Genomic DNA, 16441 nt, shown 5'->3' with positions numbered 1-16441 from the left:
CCCGCGACCGAAGATCCACGCTCAATGCTTTTCCCATCGTCAACCTCCATCGAGGTGGACGTTGAATCAGCACAAAACGCAGCCGTCACTTCACAATCGATTCATCGATCACAGGACGTGCTCTAGAGGAACAAAGGCAGTAAGGAGCATCCCAATGTCGCAGGAACTCGACCGTATCAGCAACTGCGTCGCTGCAGGTCCGTTGAGCGGACCTGAAGTTCTCGGCTGTGCGACCGCGCTGGGCTGGAGCGTCAATTCGCTTGTTGCCGGCTCCGCGCAGGCGCCGCGGCCGACTAGCAAAACGCTCATCCCTGAACGCCGCATTTCGGTTGGCGGCATCGGGTCGACCTACTACGAGACGGGAGTTGGCCGTCCGATTGTGCTTCTCCATGGAGCGTCACCGGGGGGAATCTCCGATGCTAGGCTCAGCTGGATTTGGCAGCTGCACGGCCTATCCGATAGATTCAGAGTGATCGCGCTTGATCAACTCCAATTCGGTGGGACCGACGATCCTACTCCTGGTAAATATATTAACCGGGTCGGCCGCGTAGATCATGTCATTGATTTCATCGACTCGCTGGATTTGAAGCAGATCACGCTGGTCGGTCATTCAGAAGGATCATTCGTCGCTGCACGGGTAGCGATCGTCCGTCCCGACCTTGTTTCTAAAGTCGTTCTGCTCACATCAAGCGCCGTATCGCCGCCCATTGGACCAGAGCCCTTTGGAGACGAGCGTGACGATGCATGGCTCAACGCGGCCACCACGTCATATGACTATACAGGGCCGATGCCGAGCGAAGAGGAATATGTGCGGAGAGGCGCCATTGCCCACGGGGCGGATTTATATGAGGCGGAGCTAGAGGAGTATCGGCGAATAGCTTATCGACGACCCGCGACGCGCGGAAAATGGGAAGTTCGTAAGCGCCTGCCTCCAGAAGAGACGGATATGAGCCAATATATCCTGTTGCAGCAGAAGTACATCTATCCGTACATTGATCGTCTTGAGGGCAAGACAATGCTTATCTGGTCCACGCACGACGCCACCGTGGCGCCTGACCGCGGGTGGAAGCTGGCAAAAATGATCAAGAATTCCGAATTCCACCTGCTAAAAGCAGCTCACGCGATCCAACGAGACCAGAGCGAAGCCGTAAACTGGCTCATCGGTCACTACAGCCTTACGGGAGGCGCATCAGCATATCTTTGAGACGGGAAATATGGAGAGATAGTCGAGAATTGAGGCAGCGAGCGCGACCGGATCTGTTCTCAACCTTACGTGTAGCCGTGTCTCGGCATGCTTTCTTGCGGCGCCAATCTCGAGTCATCAGCAGTATAAGTTTCGCTTGGTCTCAGGGTTTTAGGACGGCCACATAAGGCAAGTTGCACGCGTCGTGCATAGGCACGTAAACTGAATTCCTGCGGGCCAAGTTGAAAACCCCGCAGGAGAGCGTCCGCGACCAGGCAGTTTGGCGCCGACAAACTCGATGCCCGTTGCGAGAAGGTGCGCGAGGCCGGCATCGTCACGAGCCCGGCGGTACTGGTTGCGGTCGGCATCGACGGGACGGGCGGCGCCAGATCTTGGCTGTGGAGATCGCCAATCGCGAGAGCCGCTCGGCCTGGAGGCGCACGCCTCAAGGGCGTCGAGCTGGCCGTCTCCGGCGACCATGCCGGCCTGGTCGCGGCGATCGGCGAGGTGATCCCCGAAGCCGCCGGGCAACGCTGCCACGTGGACTCCCTCAGGAGCGCGCTCGATCATCTACCGAGCGAGCACGGTGACGACTGGCTGCAGGAACTCAGATGGCTCTACGACCGGCGCGATCTCGCCGAGGCCAAGGTCGATCTGGCCGCATGGCTGTCCAAATGGTCGCCTCGCTATCCGCGCCTGACAGGCTGGCAGAGATGCCATAGAGCAGACGCTAACCTTCTTCCGACCGCCGCGTCAGCACCACAAACATCTCGAGTCCACGGATGCCATCGACAAGCGTGATTTCGGCTTTTTCGACTCCTGTGCGTTTTGTTCGGCTTCAGGTGAGCTGTTTCTTCGCCCCGGCCTACAGGATTTCCCGTGCGAGCGTGTCGAGACGCAGTCAAGGCTGGCCAGTGCGATGGCGCCACGTCCGGCTGCGAGGTTTCCAGGCCACTCATTGACGGCGTCGAGCACGGCTCCAGTCTACGACCTGGTTGCGCCGGGCGACGGCGGCGAAGCCGCTCTGTCCGCTCATCGGGAACCAGACCTCCGGCAAGAAAGCCGCTGGCATGGAGCTGCGCCAGAACCCCGGCATTGTTCTTGTCGGTCTTGATCCTGGCATAGGCGATCGCCTTCACCTGCATCGGGTTGGCGACAGTCACCCGGTCTACATAGGACGACAGGACCCGCACCACAGCCATGGCGTTGCCCGTAGCCCGACGACAATCTCATCCGTCCGCCGCAAACTGCGCCCGAAGCCCTCCAGTCCCGACCGGGTATGTCGACCCGTCCGTGATGGCGCAACTGGCCATCTCCCAAACCACCACCCCGCAAAGGTGCGGTGGATGTCCATTCCAATCACGCGTCTCATCGGCTCCTCCTCAAACAGTCGGGAGCCGGCGGGCGACGCGACACCTACGGATCCGCAGTCTCGGCGCAACCGGGCAGATCGCAGGAGCGGCCAGCTACTAACGCGAGCTCGCAACCATTCCCGCAGATGCCGCTGATTCCATTGAGGAGGGTTCCGTCATTGCGGTTGATGCAAGCTCCGAGTCGTTGTTCTTTGAGTGCCGAAGCCGCCGAGAGCTATCGGACACCGAGAAATTCCGGCAACGCCCGCACACGGCGTCCGGTTTCGTGGACACCGAGATAAGGTGTTTAACGGAACTGGAGAGTGGAAATGCAGAGAAGGAAGTTCAGCCGCGAGTTCAAGCAGTGAGGCTGGTGAAGGATCGGGCGTGGCTGTGGCGCAGGCGGTCCGTGATCTTGATCTCCATCAGAATGTGCTGCGCAAATGGATTAGATGAAGCCGGAGCAGCAGGAGATCGACCGGGTGCGCAAAGAAGTGGCCAAGCTGAAGGGCGGAGCGCGACATCCTAAAAAAGGCCGCAGCCTAGAAGTACTGAAGTTCGCTTTCCTCGCGAGACACCGGAACATCTGGCCGGTGGCATGGCTATGCGACGCGCTGGATGTGTCCCGCTCAGGCTTTCATCTCTGGCTTAACCCCAGTCCCAGCGCCCGTTCCCGGCATGACGAGATACTCGTTTCCCGAGTCGACCGAAGCTTCAAGAGCAGCGACCGCACCTATGGCGCGCGTCGTGTGTGGCACGATGTTCTGGCCGAGGGTCTTTCCTGCGGCTGCATCGTGTCGAGCGCCTGATGCGGGAGAATAGTCTGGCGGGACCGGCCTCGTCGCCGTGGACTGCCGAAGGACACCGTGCAGCGAGCCGCAGTGTCGGACAACCTCCTCGACCGCGCATTCGAGGTATCGGCGCCGAATGAGAAGTGGGATCGTGGACTTCACCTACATCTGGGACCGCGGGAACGTTGGCTCTACGCTCTAAGTTGCCGCCGTCGACCTCTTCTCTCGGCGTGTCGTCGGCTGGGAAATGAAGGCCGAGATGACGGCGCAGCTCGTCACCGACGCCGTGATCATGGCGATCTGGCGCAGGGGCAATCCTGACAGCCTGCTGCATCACTCGGACCAGGGATCGGAATATACGAGTGAGCAGTTCCAGCGGCTCATGGCCGATTACGGCATCACCTCGATGAGCAGGTCGGGCAATGTCTGGGATAATGCTGGATGGAGAGCTTCTTCTCGTCGCTGAAGACCGAGCACACGGCGCGCAAGCCCTAAGGACGATGACGCCAGCGCGGATGAGTTTGATTACATCGAGCGCTTCTATAGCCTCGGCGAAGGCACTCGACGCTCGGCTATTGAACCCCGTCCTTCGAGGAACAAGTTATGCTAGCTTAACCGCGTGTCCGAAAAAACCGGCAGCAGGCCACTTTGATGGCTGAGTTCCTGGGGATGCTCACTGGATTGTCGCCAAAGTAAATCTATGTGAGTTCGAGCTATAACCAGCGCAGTGCCAACCGAGGCAATCTGGCAAGCACAAGAGCCTGGATCGATCCGATAAGAATACCGTTGCCGAAGCGGAACGGCGAACCGCGGTGGCCAGTCTGACCGACGAACCTAAGGATGATCTTCGACCGTGCTGACATCGCGTCGCGTCCGGGCACCTGCCATCCGCCCCTTCACTCCACGCCTCAGGTTGAGAAAGACTGGCCTTCACCGAGTTGCGCGAGCAACTGCCCAAATCCGTGAATCGGTTTTTGGTAGTCGGCAAGGCGAAGAGCATGCCAAGCCATAGCCTGAGAGCTGCTCACAACTGGAATACCGAGCTCTTTCTCCAGTCGAGCAATATGTGGCACTATTGGGGTGGCTGTGCACGAAACGAACAGTGCATCGGGCGAGGAGACTGCGACGAGCTTGTTGGCCGCGGAAAAAATAGCGTCTTGGCTAATCTCTCCGATCTCTGCATCGGTATGCTTGGCGAATGTCCCGTCCGCTACGATCTCGAATCCGTGTTCGGTGAAGAAGGCAGGAAACAACTGATGACACTCCATTTCGTAAGGCGTCAGGAGTGCGATTCTCTTGGCCCTGAGCTCATTTAAGGCCGCTATCGCAGCAATGGCGGGCGAGGTATACTTTAAGCCCGGCCTTGCCCACCTGAGCTGCGAAAGCAGAGATTCAACGCCAAGTTTCAGTGAGCCACTCGTACAGCTGAAGGCCAGGACATCGAAGCGTCCGGGGGGCGGAAGCGTATTTGCAACCTCAGCAAGAGAGGTTGCGAATGTGATACTGCCGTCAGACGGGAAACTTGCGTCAGACCTTGTCGAAAATACTAGCACATCGCCCTTCGGCATAATCGAGGAGAAGGCGTCGCCTCCCACTTCATCCGAGGAGATGAGGATCAGCCCGATGCGGACAACCACGCGCGAAGGCTCAGTACGTCCGTCAAAGATAAGCGTTTGGTGTGACTGGTTCATGGTCCTCTCCAAATACGCGTAAAGGAGGAGGCTGGTCCTAATACAAAGCTCGTCCTGGGCAACCGGCCAGCCCTCAGCAGACCGCAGCTGCATTCCAGATGAACTCCATGCAGGTAACAGATGCGCGCTTGGGCGGAGACTTCAACGCGCCGCCTACCCCGGGGATTCAGTCGACCTGCAGCTAAATTTCAAAGATTTTTCGGGGCACAGTGGTCAGGACCTCGACGCCGGAGTCGGTCACGCGGAACGTTTCACTGATAACGTATCCGAAATCCTCGTCAATCCAGTTGCCTAGCATCAGGTGGAAAGTCATGTTGGGCTTCAACTCGGTCATGTCATCACTTTTAAGGCTTGCAGTTGGCTCGATCCAACCGATTCCGTGGGCGTATCCGCAGCGCGTATCGCTCCTGAGGCCCTGTTTCCCTATAGACCGATGGAAGGCGGTGGCAACGTCACTGCAGGTCGCTCCTGGCCGGACCGTCTCAAGGGCAGCTTCGAGGCCGGCGACTTGTATTTCATGGACGCGACGCAGGCGATCGGAGGGGGCACCGATCGAATAGGTTCGCATGAGGCCGGCACAATAACCGTGGCGCACACCGCCGATCTCAAGGTTGACCTGCGATCCCTTTCTAAATACGTCCTCGCTCCAAGGGATGTGGCACGTACCCGTGCGGGGCGACGAACACAAGCACATGGGATAATAATTCGTCCCAGGCTTGCCGTTTGCACCTCGAATCAAGGTTCCGACGATTTCCGCGCTCGCGTCGGCTTCACGCACACCAGCACGTATCACCTCTGCGGCGCGAAGGACTGCCGCGTCTGAGATTGCAGCCGCCTCGCGCATGACAGCTATCTCGAGGTCAGATTTAACAAGCCGGAGCCAGGTTACTGCCTTGGTGCAATCCACAATCGTGGCATCGGGCAGTCGCCTCCTGAACTTCTCCGCGGACTGCGCGGAAAGATTTAACAGCTCGATCCCTATACCCCGCTTTGCAAGGCCAATTTCTTCCAAGTAGTCGATCACCGTGTCGTGTCCATCCTTCTCAGGATTCGCTATGAGCGCTTCGGGGTAGGGGATGATTTTGTCGCGTTCCATAAAACACTGGTTAATGGCTGCCGGTGCATCGCAGCGGCGCAGAATGAAGGTCGGCTCCTCTTCGTCCTGCGAGACCACGAGGCCTTGGGGTACGTAGCCTGAGATCGCGGTGTATCCAGTGAGATAAGTGATGTTATTTTGGTCGGACACAACGAGAGCATCGATATCACGCCGCGCCAATTCTGACTTCACTGCTGCCAGACGGCGCACGTACTCCGTTCTTGGGAATGCTTGCTGTCCTCTCCCAATTGCCATGTTCGACTCCGCTTGATGCTTCTGGTGAAATACCTAACGATGCTGCTGTTAAGCCGTATACTTGTCGTTGAACCTGCGCCGCCAAACCATAGGCGCGCACCTTTCTGAAAGAGCATTCCCCGTTATGCATGCGTCGCGAACCGACTTACGTCAAATTCAGTTTGCGTATCAAACCCATCTTGTTTCGAGATGAATTCTTGACGGTCAATGCGCTCGCATTTGTAGGCTGCAAGCAGCCTCGCCGAGTTAACGCCAACAGCGTCGCCAACTGCTGCTATCGATCGCCGCGCCTTCTTCGCCGTATCTGGATCTCGGTTGAGTTGCTGTGTCCGGCAGTCATTGCGGCCGAGGCACGATAGAGGCGCGCACGTCCCGGCACCGAGCGGATTTCCAAGCGTTGTCGCTTCCACTGTCTGCGCTGATGTACGAGCTGCTCGTCGAAGCTGTTGTCTTCATGGACGCCCGTACTCTCGACGGTGGCGCATGAAGACACTGGCTATTCACGACCGTAGAATCACTGTTCCACACGACCGCTACCCGCATGAGCTACTCCCTCTGATCTGTGCCTGCCGTCACGCTAATTGTCGGATCTGGTTCACACGGAGTAACATTGCAAGCGGCGTGCCGCTGAACAGGCCCTTTCGACTAAGGCGAGAAAAGCTGGTCTTTCACGCAGCACTGGCGCAATACCTCCGCGTCAGAGTGTCGGCTTTCGCACATAGACGTCTTCAGCCGGGCAGAGGCGAACACGAGAGAGCGGGACATATAACGGGACGGTCGAAAGTATCCCAGTAGATGCTATCGAGCGGCGCTTCGACCGTTGTGGTTCACTGGGGGAGGCGCTGGCGGACTGGCTGAAAACCGTCCATGCGCTGGAGGGCCTCGGCGTCAGCCGGATGGCTCCCGACCACTAGGTGCGGTCATGACACTCTGCCTCACGACCTGCAGTGCACCGCAGCTAACGAGATGGCGAGCTAACACGGCACCGTAGTTCAGAGCCGCGAGGCGCAGCACCATCCCGAGCGCACATTGAATCCGCATATCGCCGGTTCGCCGACTGCAGGATGGAGTGGATCAGCCGAAAAGCCTCCCCCATTGGCTCCCTCGCGGTGCTACTCGTCGAGAAATCGGCGCCAAGCGCCCGCGTCTCAATGAGGGTCTCCGCGCCTGTTTGGTCCGCCGAGCCAGTGGGTTCGGGCGGGGAAGGGTCAATGCCGCCCGGCCTCGCGCTCGAAATGGACGCGAGGACCCACGGGCTCGGTACCTCCATCCTCGGAAAACGTCTCGACCACACCGGCGGCGCGCAGACCCATGCAAGAAAAGTTCAACATATTTCACTAATCATTATAAATAAAACATGAATTATATGGTATGCTAGCGCAAACTAATGAGCAGATGCACGGAACAGAAAAGATGATGCTTTACACTAAGCGTCGATGCCAATGGCAACAAAAGCGCTCATCATGGTTGAAGGCGAAGTAGCATGCCGCGATACGTTCAAGCGGCCCTGCCTTGGCCCTTATCCGATTGCGTTCCAATCCCCGCTGAGCGCTTGCCGGCGAATGCCGCAAACGTAGAAAGCTGCCTCGGAAAACCAGTGGTTCTTAAATCGTCCGGGGCAACTGCAGCAGAGGTGTCCCAAGACGCCGATCGTCATGTAAGGCTATGGCCGAGACAGTCGGTCCATGTCGTTGCCGCTTCGGCGAGACGTAAGGCGATACTTCAGCGTGTCGTCACGCCGGCTGGATTCCCGCCAAATACCAGCGCACGCGAAGCAGTGTAGCAGGCTGGAACTCTCCGGAGTTTGTCCAGGGGCACTGTCCGCTAACCAACATGCCGCAACAGATTCGCAGGAGCCGACGTGGAACAGACAACGCTTCTCCGCTCCATGCCCTTTGCAGTCACCCATCGACAAATCCTAACTATGGCCATTCCGATGGCGCTCGCATACCTCACCACGCCGCTGCTCGGCCTCGTCGATACGGCCGTGGTCGGCCAGTTGCGTGACGCCGGATTGCTTGGAGGTCTTGCGGCCGGGGCGGGTGTCTTCAATGTCGTCTTGACCACGTTCAATTTCCTAAGCTCCGGTACGACTGCGCTCGTAGCGCAGGCTTTCGGGCGGGGCGACGCCCTCGAAGAGGGGGCGGTCTTGTTGCGGGCGCTCGTACTTGCCGTCGTGTCAGGCTTGGCTCTGGTCTTGTTCGCGCCGCTGATTGCCGCGATCGGCGAATGGTTTATGAACGCGGAACAGCCCGTGACCACCGCGATGGATACCTACGTCCGCATCCGGCTCATGTCGGCGCCGGCCGCACTCGTCAACTATGCGATTCTTGGCTATTTTCTGGGCCGCGGCAATGCAGTTCTCGGACTTTTTCTGCAACTCGTGCTCAACGGGATGAATATTGCTTTCTCAATGTTTCTTGGTCTTTATCTCGGCTGGGAAATTGCCGGGGTCGCCTGGGGAACCGTGTGCGCGGAGGTCGCGGCTATGGTCGTCGGCATGACGATCCTCTTCGGACGATTCCTCGCCACCGCGAACCTGTCGTACCAGTACGCATTCAACATAGCGGCACTGAGGGCGATGCTTCACCTCAACGGCGACATCATGGTCCGTTCCTTTGTTCTCGTGGCAGCATACATGCTGTTCACGCGGCAGGGTGCCCAGCTTGGGACATTGACTCTCGCGGCTGACGCGGTTTTGATGCATCTCTTTCTGGTCGCAGGCTATTTTCTCGATGGGTTCGCGGCGGCCGCCCAGCAGCTCGCTGGGCGGGCCGTTGGCGCCGGTGATCAGCTGGCTTTCTTGCGCACCGTCAGGCTGACCGCGGGCTGGGGATTCGCGTTTGCGGGCTTTGCAAGCCTTCTAGTCTTCGCGTTCGGCGAAACACTAATCGAAGCCATAACAAAGACACCGGACGTGCGTGCGGAGGCGGTTTTCTATCTTCCTTGGGCGGCATTCTCGGCCTTGAGCGGCATCCTGGCCATCCACATGAACGGCGTATTCACCGGCGCCGCCTGGTCGCGCGACGTGCGCAATATGATGCTCTTATCCTTCGCAGTCTTTATCGCTGCTTTGTTCACGTTCGGACAGATGTTCGGAAACCACGGGCTCTGGGCCGCGCTGCACATCTTTTTGCTCGTGCGCGGGATAAGCCTTTTGTCGGTCCTGAGTCCCCGTGTGCGCTCCGCGTTTGGGGAATGATCATCGATCCGCTACTTCGCCAGATGCCGGTTTGTTCCGAGGAGCGGAGGAAATAAGAGGACCGGCACGCTGCTCCTTGGGCGGTCAGGCAGCGAATTGCTCGGGACCGGCACGGCGCGTCGCCGCATTCCGTGTGCATGAGCCTTGAAGTGCGTCCAATTGATATAGGCCAGACGCTGGTGCGTCTCACGAACCGCCAGTCAGCCGTACCAGCCTTGAGTTGCGAAAAGCCGCCGACCGGCCGGGTGCAGCAGCCACTCGGGTCGACTGGGTCGAAGCTGCAATCTCGGTCCGAGCACCAGTTCACGTGCTGGCTCAACGCGGCCTCATCCAAGGTTCTGTGCGTGACGTGACGGAGGTGCCGCGGTCGTATCCTGACGAAGTCCTAGCCGATGCTGCGGGCGCGGCGTTGGCGGGAGATAGCCGACTTCGTCCTTCGTCAACAGCTTGTGCTTTGTCGACAATCGAACGGCGCATAGGATCTCGGATCATATATCCTTCGGCTCATTGGACGGGGAGCTGCGAGCCGGCGTCCTGAGAGCGGCGAGATAGCACAAGACAGAAAGGAGCCCCCAGAGGAGGGGCATCAGGCCACTCCTGACCAACGTCAACCTGCATGACATCCTCGATTTCTGGGCTGGCCAATCACAAGCGCTGATCGAGTTAGGCCGGTCGCCCCCCTGTCCCGCAGATCTGGATCCGGCTTTTCGGAAGCGTAGAACAATAGAGGATACAGCACGCGCACGCTGTTCCCGAAGGCGGAGCTAGTTACGACGCGCACGTCATGGCCACCGGTAGATGGGGTATTCGGCTTGCGCTTCGTCTTCAACGGTGATGCAGGAAGGTGCTGCGCTTCGAGCTGATGGTAGAACGTGGTCTGTTCAAACAGCCACAAGCATCAGGAAAGGAAGCGCAGCGTGAAACACTTTATCGGCCTCGATGTCGCGGTGAAACATACCGCCGTTTGCATTGTTGATGAATCCGGCAGGATTTGCCGCGAGGTGAAGGTCGTCAGCCATCCCGACGATCTCCTCGCCGTACTGAAGGATCCTGCCTTGAATACTGAACGGGTCGGTCTCGAGGCGGGGCCATTGTCGCAATGGCTTTTCGAGGAGCTGGCGAGCGTCGGGTTGCCGGCTATCTGCATCGAGACGCGCCATGTGAAAGCATTCCTGAAGGCGCAGCCGAACAAGACGGATCGCAATGACGCACGCGGCATCGCGCAAATGATGAGGGTCAACCTGTATCGCCCGGTGCATGTGAAAACGCTCACGAGCCAGAAGGGGCGGGCACTCCTAACGGCCCGCAAGCTACTGCAAGGGAAGGCAATCGCCATCGAGAACGACATCCGCGGCCTTCTGCGCAACTTCGGCCTCAAGGTCGGTGTTGTGGGAACCGTGAAGTTCGAGGAGCGCACTCGCGAACTCGTCGAAGGCATGCCCGATCTCGAAGAAATCATGGAGCCGCTGCTGGCCGCGCGGCGGGGGCTGCGTGCCGAATTTGCTCGCCTGCACAAAAAAGTGCTCATGATCGCCAGGAACGATACGACCTGCCGGCGCTTGATGACCGTTCCCGGTGTCGGCCTCGTGGTGGCGCTCGCCTATGCCGCAACAATCGACATTCCGCAGCGGTTCAGAAACTCCAAGGCGGTGGGACCCATCCTGGGGCTGACGCCGAAGCTAAACGAGTCCGGGGAAGGCAAGCGCGTTGGATGCATATCCCTATGCGGGGACGGCATGATGCGGACGTTGCTCTATGAGGCTGCACAAACGCTGATCACTCGCGTGACGAAATGGTCGTGGCTCAAGGCCTGGGCGATGACGTCGCCAAGCGGCGCGGGATGCGCAAAGCAATTGTCGCGCTGGCACGTCGCCTGGCGGTCATCATGCATCGCATGTGGCTGGACGGCGCCGAGTTCCGCTGGACAAGGGAAACCATAGCGTCAGCCATTTGATCCAGGAGGCCGAAAGGGAGAGAGACAGAGAGTTCCGCCGCCGGCGGACGGACGTCCTTCGCAGGACGATGGATGAGGCGAGTTCGCTGAGACACTCGTACTGATTGCAACATGCGATCAAGACGCTTGGTAGATTGTGCCGCTTCATTCTCCTAACCCCATATTGGGAGGGCGAAACGCCGATCCCGGAGAGAAGCAAGGCCCTGCGGAAGACAATCAAACTGCCGGAGACACTGAAAGCTTGGTAGCGCAGCGCTTGACCTCAACACGCCGAATAGAGAAGTGTCTCAATGGGTTCGTTCTAGCATGGAGGAAAGAGCACGGACGATACGACCTGGTGCTCGGCTGCCGGTTGCGGACTGATCCCCGCTGAGGCAATCCTGGGAGGGTACGCCCCCACCGCTTTTTCAGCCTCATGAAGCTGGCCGCATTTCACACCTCGTACTTTCAATCTGCTCACGAAGCTGGAGGCGCAGCAGTTGGGATTTGAACGATCGAGTTGCTGTTAGCGACCAATCACGCTGGCGCGGAAGGCCGGGACTGGAGGCGCTTGTGGCAACGGTTGGGGAGGAGCGAGGAATACGACTTCATCGAAGCCAGCGCGTTTCACAGCCGCCCAGCAAGAAGGAGTCCGCGATTCTGAGAACCTCCCGACCATAAGAGATGCTCTCGCCGGCAGAACGGAAGCTTCGTTTCGGCTCGAAAGATCACTGTGGGAGACCGCGTTAGCGCCACAGTGGCTGCTTGCGTCAGTGGTCAGCCATCTGAAAACGAGATGGCATTATCCGGAACATTGTATTGGTGAAGTTAACACCAAGAGACGCATACTTGGCAGCGAACGAACGCAACCGCCCGTCAAACGCCGTCAACAAAATCGAGCGAAGTGAAGTGCAGATCAAAGATGTCCTGCTTGCGCCTGGCAACGGCGCATTTTTCTATGACGATCAGGAAGCCATTAGGTCTGGCGCTATCCAGGACGGCTTCGCCTATCTCGGCGCGCCGACAACGCTCGGGTTCACCTCAATACGCATTCCAGCATCGTCGCTCAGCGTCGGGCTCGTCCTTACCGACGACACCGTCGTTTGGGGTGACATGATGAATGTCCAGTACTCTGGTGCTGGTGGGCGCGATCCTCTTTTCGACACCAATCAAATCTCAAATTTAACCTTACGCGTTGTCGCGCCACGGCTTCTTGATGTGGATGCCTCTCGGTTTCGTGGTTCTTGCACGGATGTGTTGGAATCGGTCGGACGGCAGCGGTTACCTCTGGCTGTTGAATATGGCGTCAGCCAAGCTCTTCTTCGCGCAGCCGCCCATCTTCAGCGCAAAACGATGGCGGAGATCATATGCACGGAGTTTGGTCTGCCGCTGCCGACCCGCAGGGTCCCGATTTACTGCCAGAGCGGTGATGCTCGCGAAATCAACGTCGACAAAATGATACTAAAGGCAGTAGATGTGCTTCCCCACGGCCTGATTAACTCCCGGAAGAAATTCGGCGTCGACGGCCAGACCTTCATGGATTTCGTGAAGTGGGTTGCAACACGCACGCGCGAAATCGGCCGGCCGGGGTACCATCCGGTGCTGCATTTTGATGTGTATGGCTGGATCGGCCAGGAAATCGGTCTGGAGCCGCAACGGATTGCCGACTTTATCTGCAAGGTTGCAGATACCGTCCCGGGTTTCGCCCTAAATGTTGAGTCCCCGGCAGATTTTGGTTCGACGCAAGCGCAAATTGAAAATTACGCCAAGATCGTATCGATTTTGGACGACCGGGATTCCAAAGCTCGCATTGTCGTGGATGAGAGATGCAATACCCTAGAGGATATTCGGCTCTTTGCCGAAGCGAAGGCCGCCCATCTGGTGCAAATTAAGACGCCAGACGTCGGCTCAATGGCCGATACCGCGCGCGCAGTTCTCCTCTGCAAGGAAAATAAGGTGGGGGCTTATGTCGGTGGGAGCTGTACGGAAACGGATCTCTCCGCCCAGACTTCAGTCCACGTCTCTGTAGCGACCCAAGCCGACATGATGCTCGCAAAGCCCGGAATGGGTGTCGACGAGGCATTCTCAATTGTTGGGAATGAACAAAACCGGTTGCTGGCGATGCTGAACCGTCGTCGGGCTCAAAACGAAAAAAGTGGATGAAAAGCACGGTGTCACATGCAGAACTCTCTTGAGGGGATCACGGTCGTAGCCGTAGAGCAGGCGGTGGCCGCGCCTTACGCCTCGTCGCGGCTTGCGGATGCAGGGGCACGTGTGATCAAGATCGAGAGGCCGGAAGGGGATTTTGCCCGAAACTACGACAAGTTGGTGCGGGGACAGAGCGCTTACTTCGTCTGGCTCAACCGGGGTAAGGAGTCGGTCTGTTTGGACTTGAGATCGGAAGCTGACCGCGCCTTGCTGGATACACTTATTACCAGTGCTGACATCTTTATCCAAAATCTAAAGCCGGGCAGTATAGAAAAACTTGGGTTCGGGTCTGCGGATCTTCGTAAGCGGTTTCCTCGGCTGATCACCTGCGACATCTCTGGTTTTGGGGAGACAGGCCCGTATTCCCATTTGAAGGCTTATGATCTCATCGTCCAGGCTGAAACGGGTCTATGCGCGATCACTGGAAACCAACAAGGGCCGGCGCGTGTAGGGGTCTCGGTTTGCGACATCTCGGCGGGCATGACGGCGCACAGCGCCATTCTTCAGGCGCTGTATCACCGCGAAGTCACCGGCGAAGGGACCAGTATCCAGGTGTCACTGTTCGATGCCCTAGCCGATTGGATGAACGTGCCGGTTTTGCAAAATGACTACAGTGGCTATCACACGGTACGCGCCGGCGTGAAGCACCCGTCGCTGGCGCCATATGGGGCGTATCGGTGCGCCGACGGCAAGGAGGTTGTCTTTTCGGTGCAAAATGACCGCGAATGGGTAAATTTCTGCGAGAAGTTCCTGAAGCGAACCGAGCTGACACGCGCACCTGGTTTTTCCGACAACATGGAGCGCCTGGACAATCGGGTGCAACTTGACGAGATCATCGCGCTGCGCTTTTCCGAACTGTCCTGTCACGAAGCAATGCAGGAGCTTGAGGCAGCCGGTCTGGCATATGGCCGACTGAACGAGGTGGCTGATGTTTCTGGGCATCCCCACGTTCGCAGGGTAGCCGTTAGCACACCCGAAGGAACTATAGAGACGATAGCGCCGGCGGCGATCTTCAACGCGGAGCGTCCGTCGCTGCGCCCGGTTCCGGCTCTTGGCGCTCATACGCAGGCTGTCCGGGAAGAGGTTCTGGGGCTTTTGCGCGACAGGGCCGCGTCAGCATGAGCGCCCATCGTGTCGGGAGGTGGACGCGCTCGCGATTTACAAAAAGCGTGACGGTTACCAGTGCGGCACTCGGCCAACCGACTGCTACCGCCATCGCTAAAATCGGCTGCAGAGGCACTCCGTGATCAAGGACACCGTTCCGGCCGTTGAAAGCCCGACGTTTGTGCGCCGCTGGAGATCCCTGCTCTTCGTTCCCGCTCACGTTTCCCGTTTCGTGGGAACAGCTCATGAAAGGGGGGCCGACGGCGTCATACTCGACCTCGAGGACTCCGTTCCCCAGGATCAAAAGGCTGAGTCACGGCGGCAGCTCCCTGAATCGGTGGCAAAGGTGGGGCGCAAGGGCGCATCTGTTTTGGTCCGCGTGAATCGTGGTTTGCGAGCGTTGGCGGCGGATCTCGATGCAGCTGTGGTGGCAGGTGTTGATGCGCTTGTCCTTCCGAAGACGGATTCGGCGGAGTGGGTAGCAGAGATCGCGAATGCCGTATTGGAACTTGAAGGAGAGAGAAATCTTGTCCAGGGACGCATCCGTTTCCTTGCCCAAATCGAGACGCCCGCAGCACTGCAAAGGCTCGCGGCCATAGCCTCGGCTCATCCCAGGATGCTTGCAATGGCGCTCGGTCCTGAAGACTTCAGTGCCGCTGTTGGAGGCACGCCGGAGTTCGACCTCCTTTTGACGCCGAACCTTTCCGTTCTGTTTGCCGCCCGTGCGGCCGGATTGCTCCCTCTGGGCTTTGTTGGAAGCATCGGCGAGGTTACAGACACTGATAAACTTCGTGAGACCGCGGCGCATGCGCGGCGGCTTGGCTTTGCCGGAGCTTTGGCGATCCATCCGACACAGGTCGCCATATTCAATGAGGCCTTCTCCCCGAGCGCACAGGAAATCAAGTGGGCCCGTGATGTCATCGCTGCAGAGAACGATGCGGCCGCCCGCGGGCTGTCTGCATTCTCGTTGAACGGTAAGATGGTTGATCCGCCGGTGGTTCGGCGCGCCCACGACACTCTGGCTCTCGCGGGCAGGAACTGAGCTACCTCCGATCAATGAGACCGCGCATCTTTCCCGGCGTGGGGTAGGCAAGTATTACTTGCCGGCTATCTAGTTTCGAGATAATAGGATGGGACTGGGAAAGTGCCTCAGTTGGTTTAAACCGTGGATATCAGGCAGTTAAAATACTTCGTCGGCGTCGTGGAGGCCGGCAGTTTTACGAAGGCCGCTGCGCTCCTTCACGTTGCTCAAAGCGCTCTAAGCCTGCATGTACGTCAACTGGAGGAAGGATTCGGAACCCAGCTGCTCGTTCGCGATAGGACGGGTGTCAGCGTCACCGCGTCCGGAAACCGGCTGCTTGAGCGCGCACGGGTCATCCTAAGGGAAATTCAGCTCACTGAAGCGGAACTGACCAACTCGGTGGCTGCTCCTTCCGGAGAAGTGACCATTGGCATACCGTCCGGCGCCGCTCGCGTGCTTAGTGGTCCCCTCCTTGAATCAGTAAGAAGCGAACTTCCGAGGATCTCGCTTAAGATGATCGAGGGCATGACGGGACCGCTGGAGGAGTGGATGGCTGCTGGCCGCTTCAATCTGGCAGTCCTGTATCGCACTGCCGAGAGCGTGGG

General features: G+C 58.5%; 9 protein-coding genes and 4 pseudogenes. 9 read left to right on the top strand and 4 right to left on the bottom strand.

The window, feature by feature from the left end; translation table 11 throughout:
- Positions 1-154: 154 nt before the first annotated feature.
- Together EOA78_RS30850 and EOA78_RS30845 are read left to right on the top strand one after the other, a co-directional pair.
- Positions 155-1204 (top strand): alpha/beta hydrolase, encoded by a 1050-nt coding sequence (locus tag EOA78_RS30850; protein ID WP_127319018.1) that lies wholly within the window; start codon positions 155-157, stop codon positions 1202-1204.
- Between the two features lie 273 nt (positions 1205-1477).
- Positions 1478-1979, top strand: a pseudogene (locus EOA78_RS30845) (transposase); the annotation flags it as partial.
- 259 nt (positions 1980-2238) lie between these two features.
- On the opposite strand, the pseudogene EOA78_RS37475 reads toward EOA78_RS30845, so the two are convergent.
- Positions 2239-2441 (bottom strand): annotated as a pseudogene (locus EOA78_RS37475) (IS110 family transposase); the annotation flags it as partial.
- A gap of 423 nt (positions 2442-2864) precedes the next feature.
- Here EOA78_RS37475 and EOA78_RS30835 point away from each other — a divergent pair.
- Positions 2865-3905 (top strand): annotated as a pseudogene (locus tag EOA78_RS30835) (IS3 family transposase).
- Positions 3906-4234: 329 nt separating this feature from the next.
- On the opposite strand, the gene EOA78_RS30830 reads toward EOA78_RS30835, so the two are convergent.
- A complete protein-coding gene (locus EOA78_RS30830) occupies positions 4235-5017 on the bottom strand; it encodes an aspartate/glutamate racemase family protein (RefSeq protein WP_164784011.1) in 783 nt (260 codons plus the stop codon).
- A 181-nt stretch (positions 5018-5198) separates the two neighbouring features.
- Complete coding sequence (locus tag EOA78_RS30825) at positions 5199-6368, bottom strand: Xaa-Pro peptidase family protein (protein WP_127319014.1); 1170 nt, start codon at positions 6366-6368, stop codon at positions 5199-5201.
- Between the two features lie 1888 nt (positions 6369-8256).
- On the opposite strand from EOA78_RS30825, the gene EOA78_RS30820 reads away from it, so the two are divergent.
- Positions 8257-9570 (top strand): MATE family efflux transporter, encoded by a 1314-nt coding sequence (locus EOA78_RS30820; RefSeq protein ID WP_127319024.1) that lies wholly within the window; start codon positions 8257-8259, stop codon positions 9568-9570.
- 881 nt (positions 9571-10451) lie between these two features.
- Here EOA78_RS30820 and EOA78_RS37470 read toward each other — a convergent pair.
- Entirely contained in the window at positions 10452-10589 is a 138-nt protein-coding gene (locus EOA78_RS37470; protein WP_245477875.1) for a hypothetical protein, read from the bottom strand.
- Here EOA78_RS37470 and EOA78_RS30815 point away from each other — a divergent pair.
- The 5 genes and pseudogenes from EOA78_RS30815 to EOA78_RS30795 all read left to right on the top strand — a co-directional run.
- Positions 10539-11524: pseudogene (locus tag EOA78_RS30815) on the top strand (IS110 family transposase). The gene EOA78_RS37470 and the pseudogene EOA78_RS30815 overlap by 51 nt on opposite strands.
- An 888-nt stretch (positions 11525-12412) precedes the next feature.
- Entirely contained in the window at positions 12413-13666 is a 1254-nt protein-coding gene (locus EOA78_RS30810) for a methylaspartate ammonia-lyase (RefSeq protein ID WP_127319022.1), read from the top strand.
- A 15-nt stretch (positions 13667-13681) separates the two neighbouring features.
- Positions 13682-14833, top strand: coding sequence for a CaiB/BaiF CoA-transferase family protein (locus EOA78_RS30805; RefSeq protein ID WP_127319012.1), 1152 nt, complete (start codon positions 13682-13684; stop codon positions 14831-14833).
- A 121-nt stretch (positions 14834-14954) separates the two neighbouring features.
- On the top strand, positions 14955-15857 hold the full coding sequence (locus tag EOA78_RS30800; protein WP_245477873.1) for a CoA ester lyase: 903 nt from the start codon (positions 14955-14957) through the stop codon (positions 15855-15857).
- Positions 15858-15980: 123 nt separating this feature from the next.
- The coding region (locus EOA78_RS30795; protein ID WP_127319010.1) for a LysR family transcriptional regulator at positions 15981-16441 on the top strand (461 nt) is incomplete at its 3' end.

Source organism: Mesorhizobium sp. M5C.F.Cr.IN.023.01.1.1, from assembly GCF_003997585.1.
Taxonomy (GTDB): Bacteria; Pseudomonadota; Alphaproteobacteria; order Rhizobiales; family Rhizobiaceae; genus Mesorhizobium; species Mesorhizobium wenxiniae.
This window is presented reverse-complemented; position numbering and strand designations above follow the sequence as displayed.